The organism is Aequorivita sp. CIP111184 (genome assembly GCF_900489465.1).
Lineage (GTDB): Bacteria > Bacteroidota > Bacteroidia > Flavobacteriales > Flavobacteriaceae > Aequorivita.
This window is the reverse complement of sequence record NZ_UEFQ01000013.1, coordinates 816,177-833,124: the sequence shown is the minus strand read 5'-3', so window position 1 is coordinate 833,124 and position 16,948 is coordinate 816,177. Positions and strand designations below refer to the sequence as shown.

Annotated in this window: 18 protein-coding genes; all 18 read right to left on the bottom strand. The window is 34.5% G+C overall.

Going from position 1 to position 16,948, the window contains the following annotated elements; translation table 11 throughout:
* Positions 1-17 precede the first annotated feature (17 nt).
* The 18 genes from AEQU1_RS03905 to AEQU1_RS03820 all read right to left on the bottom strand — a co-directional run bounded on the left by AEQU1_RS03905 (position 18) and on the right by AEQU1_RS03820 (position 16,932).
* Entirely contained in the window at positions 18-1,211 is a 1,194-nt protein-coding gene (locus AEQU1_RS03905) for a DUF2062 domain-containing protein (RefSeq protein ID WP_111878913.1), read from the bottom strand.
* A gap of 133 nt (positions 1,212-1,344) precedes the next feature.
* Positions 1,345-1,977 carry a hypothetical protein gene (locus AEQU1_RS03900; RefSeq protein ID WP_111878912.1) on the bottom strand — a complete coding sequence of 211 codons (633 nt, stop codon included), beginning with the start codon at positions 1,975-1,977 and terminating at the stop codon, positions 1,345-1,347.
* A gap of 1 nt (position 1,978) precedes the next feature.
* Positions 1,979-4,162 carry a DUF3857 domain-containing protein gene (locus AEQU1_RS03895; protein WP_111878910.1) on the bottom strand — a complete coding sequence of 728 codons (2,184 nt, stop codon included), beginning with the start codon at positions 4,160-4,162 and terminating at the stop codon, positions 1,979-1,981.
* Positions 4,163-4,191: 29 nt separating this feature from the next.
* A complete protein-coding gene (locus AEQU1_RS03890) occupies positions 4,192-6,105 on the bottom strand; it encodes a transglutaminase family protein (protein WP_111878909.1) in 1,914 nt (637 codons plus the stop codon).
* 158 nt (positions 6,106-6,263) lie between these two features.
* A complete protein-coding gene (locus tag AEQU1_RS03885) occupies positions 6,264-6,755 on the bottom strand; it encodes a hypothetical protein (RefSeq protein ID WP_111878907.1) in 492 nt (163 codons plus the stop codon).
* A complete protein-coding gene (locus AEQU1_RS03880; protein WP_111878905.1) occupies positions 6,755-7,123 on the bottom strand; it encodes a 3-hydroxyacyl-ACP dehydratase in 369 nt (122 codons plus the stop codon). The genes AEQU1_RS03885 and AEQU1_RS03880 overlap by 1 nt, the downstream gene beginning before the upstream one ends.
* A 1-nt stretch (position 7,124) precedes the next feature.
* Positions 7,125-7,751 (bottom strand): hypothetical protein, encoded by a 627-nt coding sequence (locus AEQU1_RS03875; RefSeq protein ID WP_111878904.1) that lies wholly within the window; start codon positions 7,749-7,751, stop codon positions 7,125-7,127.
* Positions 7,729-8,358 carry an outer membrane lipoprotein carrier protein LolA gene (locus AEQU1_RS03870; RefSeq protein ID WP_111878902.1) on the bottom strand — a complete coding sequence of 210 codons (630 nt, stop codon included), beginning with the start codon at positions 8,356-8,358 and terminating at the stop codon, positions 7,729-7,731. Before AEQU1_RS03870 ends, AEQU1_RS03875 begins: the two co-directional genes overlap by 23 nt.
* On the bottom strand, positions 8,351-9,127 hold the full coding sequence (locus AEQU1_RS03865; protein WP_111878901.1) for a polysaccharide deacetylase family protein: 777 nt from the start codon (positions 9,125-9,127) through the stop codon (positions 8,351-8,353). Before AEQU1_RS03865 ends, AEQU1_RS03870 begins: the two co-directional genes overlap by 8 nt.
* Positions 9,124-10,185, bottom strand: coding sequence for a beta-ketoacyl synthase N-terminal-like domain-containing protein (locus AEQU1_RS03860; protein ID WP_111878899.1), 1,062 nt, complete (start codon positions 10,183-10,185; stop codon positions 9,124-9,126). Before AEQU1_RS03860 ends, AEQU1_RS03865 begins: the two co-directional genes overlap by 4 nt.
* Positions 10,185-11,387 carry a beta-ketoacyl synthase gene (locus AEQU1_RS03855; protein WP_111878898.1) on the bottom strand — a complete coding sequence of 401 codons (1,203 nt, stop codon included), beginning with the start codon at positions 11,385-11,387 and terminating at the stop codon, positions 10,185-10,187. Before AEQU1_RS03855 ends, AEQU1_RS03860 begins: the two co-directional genes overlap by 1 nt.
* A gap of 18 nt (positions 11,388-11,405) precedes the next feature.
* Positions 11,406-11,663, bottom strand: a complete 258-nt coding sequence (locus AEQU1_RS03850; protein WP_111878896.1) for a phosphopantetheine-binding protein — start codon at positions 11,661-11,663, stop codon at positions 11,406-11,408.
* The gene (locus tag AEQU1_RS03845) at positions 11,660-12,277 is read right to left on the bottom strand and encodes a 3-oxoacyl-ACP synthase (protein WP_111878895.1); all 618 of its coding nucleotides are present in this window, start codon (positions 12,275-12,277) and stop codon (positions 11,660-11,662) included. Before AEQU1_RS03845 ends, AEQU1_RS03850 begins: the two co-directional genes overlap by 4 nt.
* 3 nt (positions 12,278-12,280) lie before the next feature.
* Positions 12,281-13,348, bottom strand: coding sequence for a methyltransferase (locus AEQU1_RS03840; RefSeq protein ID WP_111878893.1), 1,068 nt, complete (start codon positions 13,346-13,348; stop codon positions 12,281-12,283).
* Positions 13,349-14,506 (bottom strand): beta-ketoacyl synthase N-terminal-like domain-containing protein, encoded by a 1,158-nt coding sequence (locus tag AEQU1_RS03835; protein WP_111878891.1) that lies wholly within the window; start codon positions 14,504-14,506, stop codon positions 13,349-13,351.
* A 3-nt stretch (positions 14,507-14,509) separates the two neighbouring features.
* Complete coding sequence (locus tag AEQU1_RS03830) at positions 14,510-14,938, bottom strand: thioesterase family protein (RefSeq protein WP_111878890.1); 429 nt, start codon at positions 14,936-14,938, stop codon at positions 14,510-14,512.
* Entirely contained in the window at positions 14,928-16,196 is a 1,269-nt protein-coding gene (locus AEQU1_RS03825) for an ABC transporter permease (protein WP_111878888.1), read from the bottom strand. The genes AEQU1_RS03830 and AEQU1_RS03825 overlap by 11 nt, the downstream gene beginning before the upstream one ends.
* A complete protein-coding gene (locus AEQU1_RS03820) occupies positions 16,189-16,932 on the bottom strand; it encodes an ABC transporter ATP-binding protein (RefSeq protein WP_111878887.1) in 744 nt (247 codons plus the stop codon). Before AEQU1_RS03820 ends, AEQU1_RS03825 begins: the two co-directional genes overlap by 8 nt.
* Between the last annotated feature and the right edge of the window lie 16 nt (positions 16,933-16,948).

Below are 16,948 nucleotides of genomic sequence, written 5' to 3'. Positions count from 1 at the left end.
ATGTTTTGAAAAACCAGTTACCCATTATCAAGAATCTTTTTCCGTTCAAACAACGTTAAGAAAACGTAGCCCACAATTCCGCATGCTACAGCCGCTGTTACCGAAAGCGCCAAACTGCCGACAATATAGGATTTTAAATATTTCATCAGCTCCAAACTTGGATCAATCTCTGTCATGGATAGCACAAAATTTTCACCCAAAAGCCAGCTGCCCAATTTAAGACTGAAATAAAGTATTAACGGTATAAATGGAGGAAGACTCACATTTGAAAAAGCAAAGGCAATTACTTTATTTAAATTTAAAAGCAAAGCCAAAAAGATTACAACTATTGTGTGAAATCCCCAAATTGGAGAGAGTCCGATAAAAACACCCAGTGCGATGGAAAAAGCTTTCTTTTCAGAAGAGTCGTCACTTCCCAAAAAGTCCTCCATTATAAACCGTTTGAGTCCTTTTTTTTTTAATTTTCTGAAAAGATTTCGGGGCATTATATAAATAAAGGTAACAAGTACAAACCACGTATTTAAAATACTAATCCGCGTAAAATCTTTGAAAGGACGAAAATGTGAAACGCGATCTTCCAACTCGTAATGTACCTGAATTGGGATGTTTTTTACTTCGATATCGCTCCACGCTGCTTTTACAATTGCTTCAATTTCAAACTCAAACTTTTTAGTGTAAAATTTCAGTTTTTTCATCGCAAAAAGTGGATAAAGCCGAAAGCCAGATTGCGTATCCTGCAAACGTTTTCCTGTTTCTACCCAAAACCAAAAATTGGAAAATTTATTCCCAAAACTGCTCTTTTTTGGAACGCCAAGCTGGGTCATATTCCGCGAGCCGATGAGCAGGAGTTCTTTATTTGTTTCGTTTTCCAATGCTATAATAAACGCTGGAATATCTTCAGGAAAATGCTGTCCGTCACTGTCAATTGTAATTGCATAATTATAGCCCAGACTATCAACGTGCTTAAACCCCTGCCGCAGCGCGCTGCCTTTGCCTTTGTTTTCTGAAAGATGAATTTGTTGGATTTGCGGAAACTGACCCAATATTTCATATGTGGAATCTGTGGATCCGTCGTTTACAATAATAACATCTTCTGTGTAAACCAAAACGCCTTCAATAACCTGTTGCAGTGTTTTGTAATTATTATAGGTAGGAATAATTACACAACATTTCAGGGTTTTGAATTTTTCTGAAATTAGTTTTGGATCCATTGAGTGTTATTTTCAAAAATCTGAGAAAAAACCTGTAGCATTAATTATAAAAATACAAATCTAGTTCGGGCAAAAGTATGTTTTTCAACTATAAGTTTCAAAATTTCGGCAAATGTTTAAACACGAAGAGAAATTAGCTTTTCTCAATCCTAATACTTTTTTCTGCCAGCAGTCTATTATATGTTTTAAGAAGAGTCACTATTTTTTCGGCTTGCTCTTTTTCAAGCACCCGAATTACTAATTTCACTTTATCCACTTTTCCTTTTTTATCAAGAAAACCAACAAATATATTTATGAACGCTTCATTGGAGCGATAAGAAATATCCTGAAAATCATAAGCTCGTGAAAAATCGAATAAAATTGGTTTTGAATAAGGTTCATCACCCCTGCTTCTCATTATCCACAATTTTAAATAATCCCCCTCAAAGCTAGCGCGATACGGACGTGTAGTGCTTTTTGCATCAAACGTGTAACTGTTTATTTTTTCTAATATTTTAGACTTTAATTGCTCTATTGAAAGCGATGATGGCGGTGGGACATTTCGAAAAACTTCAACTGCGCCATTTTCAAAATTTATTTCTTTTATTTCTGATCGTGGAACTGTAAACGTAGGTCTGTTAGGATTATGAAGATATTTAATACTCTCATTGTCCGTTTCAACTATCTTAGCATTAATCGTTTTCTTTCCATTTAAGTAAATAATGTCTTGGGCAAAAGTGCTTGAAAAATTTAAAATCAATAAGATGAAGCAAAATTTGATAACCATACTATTCTTTCTTTAATAAAATTTTTGCTTGCGTAAACTGGGAAGCGGCCTCAAGAAAGGCAACCATTTTTTTCCAATTGGCGTTAGGTTCGTAATTGTGTTTATAGAATTTTTGAATTTCTATTAAAAGCTTGTTCTCATTAATTGTAGCCTTACTTAAAAAGCCACCGGTTTCGTTTTCAACATTGCTATTAAGGTTTTCAATTCCTGAAACTGAATAACCATCTGGAATATTAAGTGTAAGCTGATAGTTATAGGATCTGGGATAGCTCATATAAATGTTGTTTGACCTTCCCTTTTCTTTATTACTTAAATCCACTTGGCTTCCCAACATTTTTCCTAAATCCAATATATAATTTTTCCCTGCAGTTTTAATTAGATCGTTATCAATTGTAAATTCATCTGTATATTCAAAAGAATCTTTCTTTCCAAATCTTCCGTTTTTAGAAATTTTAAAAGAATAATTATCAATTTCCAAACTGTATTCGCCAGCGGTTCTTTCTTTGATTTTCTCCTGCTGTTTATCTTTCAAGTTTTTAAGTAATGCTGCGTATTCCTTTTTATATTTTTCCTTGTCCTTTTTGTTTCTCACTCTGTCAAGAATGGGTTCTGTTTCATATTTTTCGTGATCTTCGTAGACATAATCATAATACATCAGCATATTTTTTTGTTCGTCCAACTTCGTTTGTCCATTGTATTCAAATGATCTGTTTATAGAGATACCAGAAAAATCTGGTGCAATCGTCAAATTCGTTTTCTCTGTAGAATTGTTTTCTTTATAATTAGAGGTTGGCAATTTTACGGTTTCAATATCTTCAATATGTTTTCTATCAACAACTTTTAGCGCATAGGCACTAGTATTTTCAAGTAATGGTGAAATTTGGTTGGGCGTTGCGTATGGGTCGAAATTTTCTATATAAACAGGGTTTTCTGTGTTTACTTTCAGAATAAAACTAATGTTGCTTTCCAAGAGTAAATCTTTTATATCACCATTGTATCGTTGGGTGCCGATTATAATTTCATAATCTATCTTATTATCTTTTAAAAAGGCAGTAAAAAAACGAACAAACTCTTCGTCCTTATTGAATATTATTGGGTTTTTCCCGTACAGTTCAAAGGGGTACATTATGTTTGATTCGTCCATCACAAATGCCTCAATATAGTTTGTGAAATAAGCGTGGCGTATGTAATAGAATACTTCTTTTACCTTCTCTTCATTTGTGGCAAAGTTTTTCTTTTTTAAGAAACGTTCCACATCACCAAGATCGCCGTAGGGTTTAAATTTATCTTCATAAAGATTAAAAATTTCCTCTTTGGAAACATTTGTCTTTACAGTATTCACATCTTCAGGAATAAAGGCATAGGCTCTCTTTTCATATTTTCCAGAGCGGGCAAAAAGCACTTGAAATTTATAGGAAGGCAATTCCACCAAAGGAAAGAACCATCTTGGAAAATCGTTTCTTTCTACATTTTCGGCATTAAAGGAATAAACTCTTTTTTTATCCTTTTTTGTAGGCTCAACTGTTTGCTGAAGTTTTGGCGCGCCGTTGTAGGTATTAAAGCTTAAAAAGAAATCATCTTCAGTTTCCAATAAAAACTCGAATTTGGCGATTGGATAGGTGTCTCCAATGGTGTTTTCCACTGGTTTATATTGGTAAAGATCATTTTCTCCAACAATAGTATTTGTATAAAAATAATAGTCAATAATATCTCCTTTTTCCAAAGATGGGATTGCAATTTTCTTTTCTTCGTTATTGGAAACGGATTCTTGGTTTACATCTATTTCAATTTCTTCGCCATTAGGCTTAATAACTTTTACGCCTAAAAAAAAGGTATTTGTAACCCTACTCATTTCTCTATAAAAAACATTTCCTTCAGTATATTTTAATTCTGAATATTCTGTAATAGCAGCTTGATCCAATAGTTTTATCCGATCTCTTTCTATTTTAGTATATTCAATGCTGTTTCCAGGCCTGTTGTAGATATATTTAATGTTTTTTACAAGAAACACAGCAGATTCTTTTTTCCAGTTTTCTGGGATATCCATCGCCTTTTTGTAGGGATCATTATCATTCCAAACCAGGTTTTTTATTTCTTCTTGTTTTTCAAGGGTTTTTTTTGATTGTGCAATTGTCGTGATGGAGAAAAGCACTAAAAATGTAATGCTGAGAATATTTTTATTCATAATAAAGGAGCGGTTAGGTAAAATAAGGTTTAGTCTTTAACAAGAATTATTTGTTGATTGTAAATGGATTGAAGATTCTTTATGGTTTCGTTCCATTCTTTAAAATTCGCCTTTCTTACCACGGCATTCTTCATAACGAAGAGTTTTTTATAATGGAGCACGTTGTCGGTAATTTCAAAATCCACGAATATTTTATAATTCTTGGTGTTTACGTCCATTCCTTTAGGCAACTCTGTTACTTTGTAACCGTTGGGAAGTTCTAGGTTTATTTCCGAAGACAAGTATTCTTTATGTGCAAATTCATAATCTGTATTTCTTTCTTTAAAAAGCCATTTGCCGTATTCCTGATAATAATCCAGATTTATGTAGATTTCATCATCAAAAGAAGAAACAGCGTTGTCTTGCTTTAAATTATAAGTTATGGAAAGTTGATTATCACGATTTTCCAAATCTGAAGTTTTAATATTATTAACCAACATATTTCTGTCTGCACGGTTTAAATAATATTCTAAAGCTTCATTTTTCATTTCGGTTCTTAAGTTATTGAAGACATATAGAAATGTAGCCCTACTTTCGCCTGAATAGGTAAGCGAAACATCTCCTTCCAAAGCATTATTATTAATTTTTGCATTAAAAACATGGGTTTCTTTATTAAGGTCTGGGGTAACTACAGGAATAGTTTCCAATATATAAGAATCTCCATTTTCGATCATTACTTGCTTGCCCTGAATGCGTTCTGCATATTCACCATAGGGGTTAAATTTTTCGGTACCATCCAAAAATATTTTCTTCTTATTATTAAAAACAGTACAAATCATATGGTTGTCTACCGATAGGGAGGGGATTGAATAATCGTAAGCAATTCTCTTTGTGCCAAGCCAAGTTAAACGAGCATCAAAGCCCGCCTCTTTCAACATTTGCTTAGTGAGATTCGCCATTCCTTTACAGTCTCCATATCTTTTTTTAAACACATTTTGCGATTCATCGGGTTTAAAACCAGCTAGGCCATCTTCAAAAGCGATGTATCTAATATTGTCCTGTATCCAATAATAAATATTCTTTATTTTTTCTTCATCGGTTTTGGCATTTGCAGTAAGTTCCGCAACTTTATCCTTTAAAAAGGAAGAATCATCTTTCATAGAATCAACCAATGATTTGTACCAATTATATAAGTCTTTTGTTTCATTGAATAATGTATAACTCTGCCCTTCATTTGTATATGATTTTGCCAAAACCAACAAATGTGGATAAATGTAACTGGGACCCGGAGATTGCTCTTCTTGATATACAGCATCTAAACTCGAAACAGAATATGTTATAATATCTGCATTCTTGTCTTCATCAAAAATAGAGGTTTTTGAAATCTGGAAATCGTCAAAATTCATTTCTTTGATTTCAAGATTTAGCCATCTTGGAACGACCAAAGTGATTTCTTTTTTACTAATTGGATAAACATCCGTAAAATAGAGCGACGTAAAATATTTTACATCAAATATGTTTTGTGTGGCTTCAAAATAATATTTATAACCCTGCACCGGAAAATCTACATTCACATATTTTACTCGCGAATCATTGAAAAAAAAACCTTCCGAGGTGTAAGCTTCATCTTTAATAGGAAAATATGCCGCTTTTTGATTTCTGTATTTTAAACCGAAGTTGCTAATTTCAGATTGACCACTATAAAAAATATGTTTTTGAATATCTGTTCGTGAAGAAATATTTAACATCTCTTCACTAATTTTATGTGCTACAGTAATTTGACTAATATTTTTATTAAAATCAAACGTTATATAATCCTTGCTTTCCAAAAGCACGAGATCATCTTTTGGATATTGAATTTTAAGTAATTTTGCCTGATTTATTTCTTCGGGAGTAGGATCTGAATTTTTTTGAGCGACACAAATACCGGTGAAAAACAAAAACAGAATTAATAGCTTTCTCATTTACAGCGACTTAAAATTGTTCGTTTAAAAAGATGAACAAATGTTAAAGGAATGGTAAAATATAAAAAAATCAAGAGTACTATTAATCGAATTCGGTTTTATTTGAATTCAATTGAAAAAGCTATATATTTTGGAAAGAAGCTATTGTATTTTGCTAATTACTTAATCGACTGTTTTTCAGCAATATCAAAGTTCTCAGACTGTAAGATAAAATTCTTTATCACCTCTTTCAATTCTTTTGGTGAAGTGGAAACGTAATATTTTAAAAGAAACTGTTTGTCCTCTTCAATATTTTTATGATAACCTAGAAACCGAGGAGAGTTTTCTTGTACACTCATACGGAGGTAATGAATTTCAATATTTGAAGGCTCAGCCACTATAGCACTTTCTATTATGGAAATGCCTTCTTTGAAAAATTCTTTTTTATCACTTCTAGATTTAGCAAATTTTGCTTTCAATGTTGAAACAGCCCCTTTGTAAGCCACTAAAACAGGTTTGCTTGAGGTGTTTACCTTTGCAAAATCTCCATAAAATTTAGTCGCGATTTCAGAGCTTTCTACTGCTTTTGGATATTCGGAACGACACTCGTTCAAGTCTTGTGCAATTCCAGCAACAGAGATAAAAAAAATGATAAATAATAAATATTTCATCAGTCCATTACTTTAAATGTAGCGCTAAGTTTCAACGCTACAGTATTTTCAAAAGAAGTTACGTTTTTCACTTTTACTTCGCCATTTTCTTGAGCTATATCAATAGCAATTTGCAAATCGGGATTTTTTTCAGGGTTAATAATCGCCATAAATTTTATGTTTGAAGAAATGGCTAAAAACAAATTTTTGCCTGTTGCCTCTTCGGTAAGTTCCTTTATAATCTGAATCATACAAACACCCGGCATCACTGGGTTTCCCGGAAAATGACCTTTAAAAATAGCGTGGTCTTTGTTTAAATGTACTTTTGAGAGAATCCCTTCGGAAGTGTTTTCGGTTGCAGTAACTTTATATAATCCTTCGATAAGCATATTATTCCTTTTTAAATTTTTCCAAATCTATGGTTAACTTGATATTATTGTGTTTTATAGCGATGATATCTGCAATATTATCTTCGGAAGAAATAAAATCAATCTCCACTTTCTCTTTTGTTTTTGTAGTATTTACAATTTTTTTAAGCTTTTCAGACCTGTCTTCCAAAAAATAAAAATTGAAGTTTTTATCAGCTTGTGTTTTGTAAATTCTTTCATTTTTAGATTCATAAACTTCTAAAACCTTTGAGCTCTCGTTAACCAATACTTTGAAATCATCTTTTAAGATATTTACAATGAATTTTTTATCTAAATCTTCTGCTATGAAATGTTTTATAAAAGTATCGCCTTCAAACTGAAAATCAAATAGTTTGCTTCCGAATTCGGTTGTAAAAACAATACGGTGGTTTTCAGGTCCAAGTTTTTTTACAATCAATATACCACCTAAATTCTTTTTGTAAACTTCAATCTTTGCTTTGTAAACATAATCTATTTCTGAATTCGAAAAATAAGGATTTTCAACATCCACTTTGTTGAAATGCACTTGCCGTAATCCTTCCGTAGTCTTTAAGGAACACGAAGCCAATCCAAAAATTGACAGAAAACTAATTGCTAAAAATCGAATCATCTACTGTGTTGTTTAAATCGCGATTACTAAAAATAATTCGCGTGAAGTCCTGCGACGGCTCTATCATTTTCACTTCATACACCTGCGCATCATTTTTATTGAAAAGTAACTCAAAAGACGCTATGTAACTCGCTATTTTCTTGTCCTTTGGAATGAAAACCGCTTTGTTGTATTTTGAAGATTTAAAGAAAGAAACAGTAAAATCGGCATCATTGAACATATTGCCTTTTACGCTATTCACGATAAGTTGGTTCAATTTTTTAAAGAGTTTGCTGTTACCAATATCAACTTTACTTTTAGTTCCGCCATCATTAATTAGCAATTGATCTTCCTTAAAAATCACACTGTATTTATAGGGATTTGTGTATTCCCATTTTACCAAATTAGGTGCTTTAAAAACCATTTTCCCTGAAGTTTTAACATCATTCGCCAAAAAGTCGAGGTGTTTGTATTGTACAAAATCGGTTTTGATAGTTTTGGTCGTTTTTGCTGTGGCAATTACCTTTTCTTTAAAAGAAGTAATTTCTGAAGCACTCATCGCATTTTCCTGCGCCTGAATTGAGCTACCAATAACAATAAAAAAAAGCAATAAAAAATAATTACGCATAGGCTTCAATTTCAAGTAAGCGGTCCACTGGAACCGACTGTAATTTGTGCGAGGACAAAGTTAACAATAACTGTTCCAATACGGCAATGGTTTTTACACTGCTATCGTGCAGCAAAATAATATCTCCCTTTTTCAAATTGGATGTAATTCGTTTTAAAATTTTTTCTTCGGAAAGATTTGTCGTATCCAGGCTACGTTTGCTCCAGCCAATTGAAAAATGTTCGGTGTTTTTTAAAGCTTTTTTGATGTTTGGGTTTGTCACCCCAAAAGGTGGGCGGAAAAGTTTCAAATCCTCTCCAGTAATTTCTTTCAATATTGAATTTGTTTTTTTTAATTCAGCAGTAACTTTTTCCGCAGAAAAAAATCCGAAATTTTTAGAATGCGAATAGGAATGGTTTCCGATTGTATGTCCTTCTTCAATAATTTGACGGACAATTTCAGGATACCTTTCTGCATTCTCTCCTATTAAAAAGAAAGTAGCTTTTGCGCCGTATTCTTTCAAAATCGACAAAACTTTTGGCGTAAATTCTGGATTTGGCCCATCATCAAAAGTGATTGAAATACAGTTTTCTGAAGTTTTGTAATTGTGATTTAACGATTGAAAATGATAGTTCAATTTAATTTGAAACGATCCAATTGCAGTAATCAAAACCCAAATAAAAACAAACAGTACATACAGCCAAGCTGGAATATCACCAAAGAAACCTGCGAGCATCAGCCCAAAAAACACTACTAAAGCCAGCGCGTTTATGGTGTAAAATCGCATCATTTTTTTAGTAAAACAAGGCTGTGATTTTGGCCACGGTATTGGTTGTAGCAAAGAACCGTTCTAATTTCTGGAATTTTGATTTCGTTAATTTTTACAATTTCTGGAATTGTTTGGGTTTTTAAAATTTTCGAACCCAACCAAACACCAAAAGCGGAAACAGTATTGTTTTCACCAACCAAATGTTTGTAAAAAACCTGCTGGGTTTTGCTTAAATTCCCTTCGGAAAGCTGATTGTAATATGTATCAAAATCAACATCGCCGTTGTTTCCAAAAACTACTACATCAATGTCTTCAATTTTCAAATTGTTTTCAGTCAAAAAGCTTTCAATTGTTTCAGAAACTTTTTCTTTTTGAAGCGTATTAAAAGTTTCAACAGCTACCAATTCTGCATAGCAGCTTTCTTTTTTTTCATTGGAAACTACAAAGAAATTAGCTCCTTCGCTAAAAACCGCGCCTTTCGTTTTAGAGTTTAAAACCGTTGAAATAGTTACAGGCTTTGGCTTTATGTGATTAACAACCCGATGCACTTTTGTGGTATGATCTCCCAATTCTTCAACACCGCCCACCAAAATATGATGCGCTTCGTCGTTTTCGAGTTGCATTTTTGCGTCCAACAATGCAGATTCAAACGAAATAGCCGAATGTACGTATGTGAAATTATAGGCTTTACATTCCATTCCCAATGCAACCTGCCCGGCAACGGTATTGTGGGTACTTTGAATAAAAGATGTTGGCGTTAAATATTGCTCGTTATTGTCAATAATGGCACTCACAAATTTCTCGGAATCAATCATACAACCCATTCCGGTTCCTGTGATTATTGCATCCACAGTTTCTATTCCTGCTTCTTCCATTGCAATTTTGGAAGCAACCACGCCCATTTTTATTCCTTTTGCCATTCGGCGAGCGGCGGCAGGCGGAATGTATTGTTTGTAATCTGGATCGACAGCAAATATTACAGTATCGTTGTAATCGGTAATTTCATCCAAAAAAATAGTATTGTCAAAAGTTTTTTGAGGTGAAATGGAAGCGATACTATTTATATATACCTTCTTCATTACGCTTCTTTTGAAAATATTACTGTAGAACAATTCCCTCCAAAACCAAGTGAATTTGAAAGCACCGTGTTCAATTCTTTTTCTTTTAATTCCGTTTGTGGAATCATGGAAAATTCCTTCATTGGTGTTTTAAAATTCAAGTTTGGAAAAATCACATTATTTTGAAGTGCCAAAACGGAATAAACCGCTTCAATCGCTCCAGCCGCTGCCAAAGTGTGGCCGGTAAATGCTTTTGTTGAACTGAATTCTGGCAGATTAGCTCCAAAAACGCGAAGTATCGCCCTGCCTTCTGAAAGATCGTTATTGCCTGTTGCGGTGCCGTGGGCATTTATATAATCAATTTCCGAAGGATTTAAGCCTGCGATTTTCAATGCTTTTTCCATGGCTAAAGTCGCGCCATCACCATTTTCTGAAGAAGCAGTTTGGTGAAAGGCATCATTGGCATTTCCGTAGCCTTTTACGTAGGCTAGCACTTTTTTGTTTTCAGCTTTTACAACTTTATCACTTTCTAAAACCAGAAATGCTGCAGCCTCGCCAAGATTCAATCCTTTTCGGTTTTCATCAAAAGGAGTGTTGTAAGTATCGCTTAAAATCATTAAAGTTTTAAAACCGTTGATTGTAAATTTTGAAAGGCAATCTGCACCGCCGACCAAAACTCTATCCAATTTTCCAGATTGAATCAAACGCGCGCCAAGCATAATTGCATTTGCTGCGGAAGAACAAGCGGTACTAATTGTTGTTACCAAGCTCTCTTCAATTCCTAATTGTTCAGCGATTTTCTGTGTAGAATCGCCAGCGTGATGACTTTCAATATATTTTTGCGGCGCTTTTTCGGTAAGATATTCGTAATAATATTTTTCAGTCATATCCATTCCGCCAACGCTGGTTCCGGAAACGATACCTGTTTTGTATTTTTTGATGTTGGTTATTCCTGCATTTGTAAAAGCCTCTTTTGCAGCTATAGCACCAAGCATTGCTGTACGGGAATAATTATTTTCTGGCGGAAGATTAAGTCGGGCAATCAATTCATCATTCGTGAATTTAATTTCTCCAACCATAATTTCGTCTCGCTGAATAGTTTCAATATTTTCAACGCGGGTGATACCTTTTCTTCCATTTATAAGCGCGTCATAATTTTCCAGCACATTGTTGCCAATGGCAGAAATAATACCCATTCCGGTTATGGCTACGCCTTTGCCCATAAAATTTTATTTCGGAAGTTACTTTGTGCGGTGCTCTTCAATATAATCTGCCATCACTTGTACAGATTCAAAAATCTTTCTTCCTTCTTTTGGATCGCTCAAACGGATGCCGTAATCTTTGTCCAGCATTACGATAAGTTCCAAAGCATCAATGGAATCCAAGCCAAGGCCGTCACCAAAGAGTGCATCGTCGTCTGCAATTTCAGCTACTGAAACGTCTTCGAGATTTAACTGTTCAATGATTTTCGCTTTTAATTCTTCTTTCAATTCGCTCATAATATGTTGTATAATCTGGTTATTTCTTCCGTGTTGTGTTCAATTTTACCTACGTTTTCAACTAAATATAGAAACGCTTCATAGCTGTTGTCATCAAAATCTACCCAGCCACAAAGTACTTTTTCAGCCTTTCCACTTTGCAATAAACTGTTAGTGTACAGTTGCAAATGTTCTGCATTAAAGCGGTCAAAGATAAAAAAACTATTTTCAGAATAAAGCCTGTGTTTAATACTTATCTCGCCCAAACAAATATTTGGAAGAGTATATACAAAAACCGCCGGACTAGGGAAGTATTCAGCTTCATTCTCTATAGCCGCTTGATGTTTACGGTCTGTGTCTAAACTGGAAGCTTTGTTTGAAAATATGAGCGCAATGTTGTTTTCTTCTTCGTTTAAGTTTTCATTTTTCAACAATACATCTGCTGCCAAAAAAGCGAGTTTGCTTAAGTTATCCATTTTAAAAAACTTGGGATAATCCGTTTTTAAAAACTTGTAAGCATTTTTTATGAATAATGGAAAATCTTCATTTTCATCCCTAAAAATAGCTTGACCGTTTACTGAAACAGTTTGATTCTTTATATGGGAATAGCTTTTTATGTGAAATGTTTTGGTCAATTTTTACTTCTTTTTACAAACCAACATTGTGTGGTACTCACCCAGTTTTATATCTTCCTGAATTTGTAGTCCTGCTTTTTCTATCAACCTTAAAAAAACACTAGCCGGATACATTTTACTATTTCCGTTGGCAAGTACTGTAAAATAAAGCGAAGTAGCTTCCAAAATAAATTGTGTCGATTTAAAATGCTGTCTATCGGTAAAGGTTTCCACAATAATCAATTCCGCATTCCCATCCATAGATTCTGCACATGTACTTAGTACTTTCACTATTTCATCTTCCGAAAAGCAGTCTAAAAATTGACACATCCAAATTATGTCTGCTCCCTCGGGTATCTGCGGATTTTCAGAAAGCCAATCAATAGGGTGGCCAGAAATTCTATCTTTAAAACCATTGCTCGCTGCATTTTTCAATGCAATATTAAGTTGGCCAGGTAAATCGATGATTTTCACATCCACATCTTCATTGAAGTTACAGCATTTTACCGAAAATTTACCGGTGTTACCTCCAATATCAAAAAGTGTCTTTGGTTTTCTTTCAAATATTTTTTCGAGGGCATCTTCAAAAATACCGTCAGAATAATGATGGTCAAAATCAAACCAGGATTTCTGTTCGTTAGGTTTAAGTTTAGACAAGCCTTCGTAAATAGTATTCCATTGTCCCAATTCTTTCAACCCTTCAGGTTTTCCCGTTTTGATGGAATCGTTCAAATAAAACAAACCTTTGTAGCAAACATCATGGGTGAAATTTAGATTCACACTAGCAGTGGTATTATAATTCAAAAAATAGCCAACTTTGGTCAATTCAAATTTATTTTCTGCGTTCTTACTTACAATATTTGATGTTTCAGCAATTTCTAACAAAACACCAACGCCGTAAGGACTAAGTGAAAGTTTTTCGGAAATTTCATCAACTGTTGGGCCACCATCGTCCCGTTGGTCAAAAATATAATCGAGTATTCCAAGTTTGCGGAGCGATACCGAAGCTTGGAAAACAAAGGGTGCAAAAGCAATCCTGTGTGCTTCTTCCAAAGCCTCAATGGCATTCATTTTTTTAGTGGTTGGTTGCATTTATGGTTGGTTAGTTGTTGTTTTTTTGAAAATCACCGCCGTGTTACATCCACCAAAACCAGAGGCAGTTTTAAGGAAAACTTTTAACATTTTTGGCGTATTGCCTTTGATGATATTTATATGTTTTGAAACGCCAAGTTCGGTAAATCCTTTGGATGAAAAAAGTATATTTTTTTCCATAGAATGCATTCCCACAATGGTTTCCAACAAGCCTGAAGCTCCCAAGGTATGACCAAAAAATCCTTTTAAACTATTTAATGGAACAAGTTCCATTCCCAATCTACTGAAAGCAATGGCTTCCATTTCATCATTAAAAGGAGTTGCGGTGCCATGTGCAGAAATATAATCGATTTCTGCAGAAGTTATATTTGCTTCATTTAGCGCAGCCTTTACACTGCGGAAAAGTCCTTCGCCTGTTCGCGATGGACCAGAAATATGATTTGCATCATTTCTGGATGCATCGCCTAAAATTTCCACCGCTTCTGCAGGAAGACCTTCTTTTGAAGAAGTAACCAAAACACTCGCAGAAACTTCACCTAGATTAATACCAACCCTATATTTATCATAAGGCTTGCAGGGCTCTGCTGATAAAGCCTGAAACGAATTGAAACCGGAAAGGATGAATTTCGTTACCAAATCGCCGCTGGCAATAAATACGTTATCATATTTTCCTTCAGAAATAAATCGTTTTGCAACAGAAATAGCCATAACGCCAGAAACGCATGCGTTTGAAAGCACAATTGACTCATTTTTAAAACCGAAGAAATTTTGAATTATTTTTCCCAATTCGCTCAAATAAGCACGATTTTTAGGAAATTCACTTTCTTTTTCAAGTACATCTATATTCCCTTTTGTAGTTGAAATTATTAAACCTACTTTTTCATTTAAAGGAATATTTGAAGGATCAACAACTTTTTTTAGAGAGAGAATCATCATTTGCTCCAGCTTCGTGAATTTTGAAGCATCTCCAATTTTATTAAATTCGTCCTCTATTTTTTCGGAAGAAATTAGGGAAGCACAAAAGGGTCCAGGCAACAGCGAAGCATCTTCATATCTATCAAGCCCCGATAAACCTTTTGAAATATTTTCAACAACCGTTTCGCTGTTAAAACCTAAGTTGCTATGAATATTATTATATGAAAGATATGTCTTTGCCATTCTTTAAAGACCCATTTTCTCTTTCCAATTTGCGAAAAATTCTGGAGGCGTTAACGAAAGTTCCCCTTCTTCATTCAAAAAAACCTGGATGGTTTCGCCCAAACAGGTAAGTCTTCCTTTTGGATCAAATATTCGATATCGAAAAATCATTTTCGCAGCTGGAGAATTTATAAAGTTGGTCTTAATAGTTGCCACATCTCCATAACGCAACGGTAGCTTATGTTCGCACGTAGATTTTACAATTGGAGAAGTATATCCATTCGCTTTCTGTTCTAAATAGGAAATACCGTGCTCTCTTCCAAAAGCCTCGCGGCCATCTTCAAAATACTGGATATAATTGCCGTGCCATACAATTCCCAAGGGATCGGTTTCTGTAAAACGAACGCGGATTTCAGAAGTAAAGCTTATTTCATTTTTAGTGTCAGACGGCATTCTTTTTTCTATTATAAATTATTGCAATTATGATTGTTGTGAGGAAGAACAACAATAATAACGAAATTTCGGGAAGGATTTTAGCAAATCCCACATTTCTTAAAAATACATCGTAGAATGCTTCCAAACCCCAATTCATCGGGGAAATTTTGGAAACTAATTGCATAAACTTCGGCATTACAAAAACGGGGACCCAAACCCCACCAAGCGCAGCCAAAATAACAACCGACGTGGCTCCAAACGGAGCTGCTTGTTCCTGTGTTTTTGCAATGGTTCCCATAAGTAATCCCAAGCCTATTGCAGCCAAACCGGAGAAAAGCGCAACAATATAAAGCATTGGCAATTTCCCTGAAACATCAACTCCCGGAAGACCTATAGCTGGAAAAAGATAAATTCCAACAAGCAACATCAACGTAAATTGTATTAAACAAACACCCAAATAAACAATTGTTTTTCCGCCCAAAACGGTTGCGTAACTTACTGGATTAGTGCGTAAACGCACAAACGTGCCTTGATTTTTTTCCTTTACCAAATTGATGGAAAGTGGAACAATAATAAAGAAAATAGCAAACAGCGTCCACGCTGGAACGTTGTGCTGGGCTGAGTTTGGAATGATTTCCTCGTTGTTTTTTGTAGGAAGAATTTCTTTGAAAGCAATAAAGTTTTCAGTGTCGAAAATTGGTTCTGAATCTTCTTCGTCCAATTCCGTTTGAAAAGTTTTGTAAATGCTTTGTGTTTCAATTTTTGAAATCATTTTCTCGATACCGTTCTTTACCGAAGATTTGAAACTAACTTGTGTTGCGGGATCAAAATACAAACGGACTTCCTTTTGCGAAATAACTTCTTTTGTAATATTCAAAGTATCTTCTTCCAGTCCAAATTTTGATAAAATTCCTTCTACATTTTGGTCAACTTTCTTCTGAAGTGAGGCTGAAAGGTTTTCGGGAATTACTATTGCAAGCTGATATTTTCCAGAGAAAACTGCTTCTTTTGCTTCTTCTTCAGAAGATTTCTGAATGATTTCAAACGAGTTGGATTCTGCAAGGTTTTCAATAATATTTTTTGAAACTTCGCCATTGTCATTATCCACCAAAAGCACAGGGATTTTAATGTCACTGATGGTTTTGAAGGTACTGTCCTGAACCAAAGTAATCACAATCAGTAATAAAACTGGCATTATAAAAAGAATTGCTATTCCGCCCAAATCACGCACCAGCAAAAGCATTTCTTTATATGTGGAGGCCCAAAGTTTATGCATGATCGCGAAGTGCTTTACCAGTTTGTGCTAAAAATACATCTTCAAGATTGTGGGCGCCGGCTTGGTTTTTTATCAATTCGGAAGGAATGCCTTTTACAATAATTTCGCCATTGTCAATTATGGCTACATGGGTGCAGAAAAATTCCGCTTCGTTCAAATGGTGTGAAGTATAAACAATTGTAGTTCCTTGCGTATTTAGCAATTTTAAATAATCAATTATTACGTTTTTTGATTGTACATCTACGCCAACAGTGGGCTCGTCCAAAAACAACACTTTGGGTTGGTGAAGTATTCCAGCAATCAAATTTATGCGGCGTTTCATTCCTCCGGAAAAAGTATCTATTTTTTTATGGGCAAATTTTGAAAGCCCCATTACCTCGAGATGCTCATTGATGGATTTTTTAAGGATTTCACCTTTAATTCCATACATACTTCCAAAGTATTGTAAGTTCTCATACGCTGTAAGCGTTGGATACAATGCATATTCCTGCGGCACAATGCCAATCAATTGTTTTAATTGATTTTTGTTTTCCTTAAAATTCAAACCGTTAATTGTGAAGGAGCCTGAAGTAGGTTTCAGCAAAGAAGTTAACATTGAAATCAGCGTGGTTTTTCCAGCGCCGTTTGGACCGAGCAGGCCGTAAATTTCACCATCTTCAACTTTCAAATTAAGGTCTTTTACCGAAAAGAATTCGGCGCCTTTGTATTTTTTTGAAAGTTGGTTTATTTCTATCATTGTCCCCTAAATCCCC

Coding starts and splice junctions, on each gene's coding strand:
- AEQU1_RS03905 (WP_111878913.1), bottom strand. CDS start 1,211: ATGGATCCAAAACTAATTTCAGAAAAATTCAAAACCCTGAAATGTTGT.
- AEQU1_RS03900 (WP_111878912.1), bottom strand. CDS start 1,977: ATGGTTATCAAATTTTGCTTCATCTTATTGATTTTAAATTTTTCAAGC.
- AEQU1_RS03895 (WP_111878910.1), bottom strand. CDS start 4,162: ATGAATAAAAATATTCTCAGCATTACATTTTTAGTGCTTTTCTCCATC.
- AEQU1_RS03890 (WP_111878909.1), bottom strand. CDS start 6,105: ATGAGAAAGCTATTAATTCTGTTTTTGTTTTTCACCGGTATTTGTGTC.
- AEQU1_RS03885 (WP_111878907.1), bottom strand. CDS start 6,755: ATGAAATATTTATTATTTATCATTTTTTTTATCTCTGTTGCTGGAATT.
- AEQU1_RS03880 (WP_111878905.1), bottom strand. CDS start 7,123: ATGCTTATCGAAGGATTATATAAAGTTACTGCAACCGAAAACACTTCC.
- AEQU1_RS03875 (WP_111878904.1), bottom strand. CDS start 7,751: ATGATTCGATTTTTAGCAATTAGTTTTCTGTCAATTTTTGGATTGGCT.
- AEQU1_RS03870 (WP_111878902.1), bottom strand. CDS start 8,358: ATGCGTAATTATTTTTTATTGCTTTTTTTTATTGTTATTGGTAGCTCA.
- AEQU1_RS03865 (WP_111878901.1), bottom strand. CDS start 9,127: ATGATGCGATTTTACACCATAAACGCGCTGGCTTTAGTAGTGTTTTTT.
- AEQU1_RS03860 (WP_111878899.1), bottom strand. CDS start 10,185: ATGAAGAAGGTATATATAAATAGTATCGCTTCCATTTCACCTCAAAAA.
- AEQU1_RS03855 (WP_111878898.1), bottom strand. CDS start 11,387: ATGGGCAAAGGCGTAGCCATAACCGGAATGGGTATTATTTCTGCCATT.
- AEQU1_RS03850 (WP_111878896.1), bottom strand. CDS start 11,663: ATGAGCGAATTGAAAGAAGAATTAAAAGCGAAAATCATTGAACAGTTA.
- AEQU1_RS03840 (WP_111878893.1), bottom strand. CDS start 13,348: ATGCAACCAACCACTAAAAAAATGAATGCCATTGAGGCTTTGGAAGAA.
- AEQU1_RS03835 (WP_111878891.1), bottom strand. CDS start 14,506: ATGGCAAAGACATATCTTTCATATAATAATATTCATAGCAACTTAGGT.
- AEQU1_RS03830 (WP_111878890.1), bottom strand. CDS start 14,938: ATGCCGTCTGACACTAAAAATGAAATAAGCTTTACTTCTGAAATCCGC.
- AEQU1_RS03825 (WP_111878888.1), bottom strand. CDS start 16,196: ATGCATAAACTTTGGGCCTCCACATATAAAGAAATGCTTTTGCTGGTG.
- AEQU1_RS03820 (WP_111878887.1), bottom strand. CDS start 16,932: ATGATAGAAATAAACCAACTTTCAAAAAAATACAAAGGCGCCGAATTC.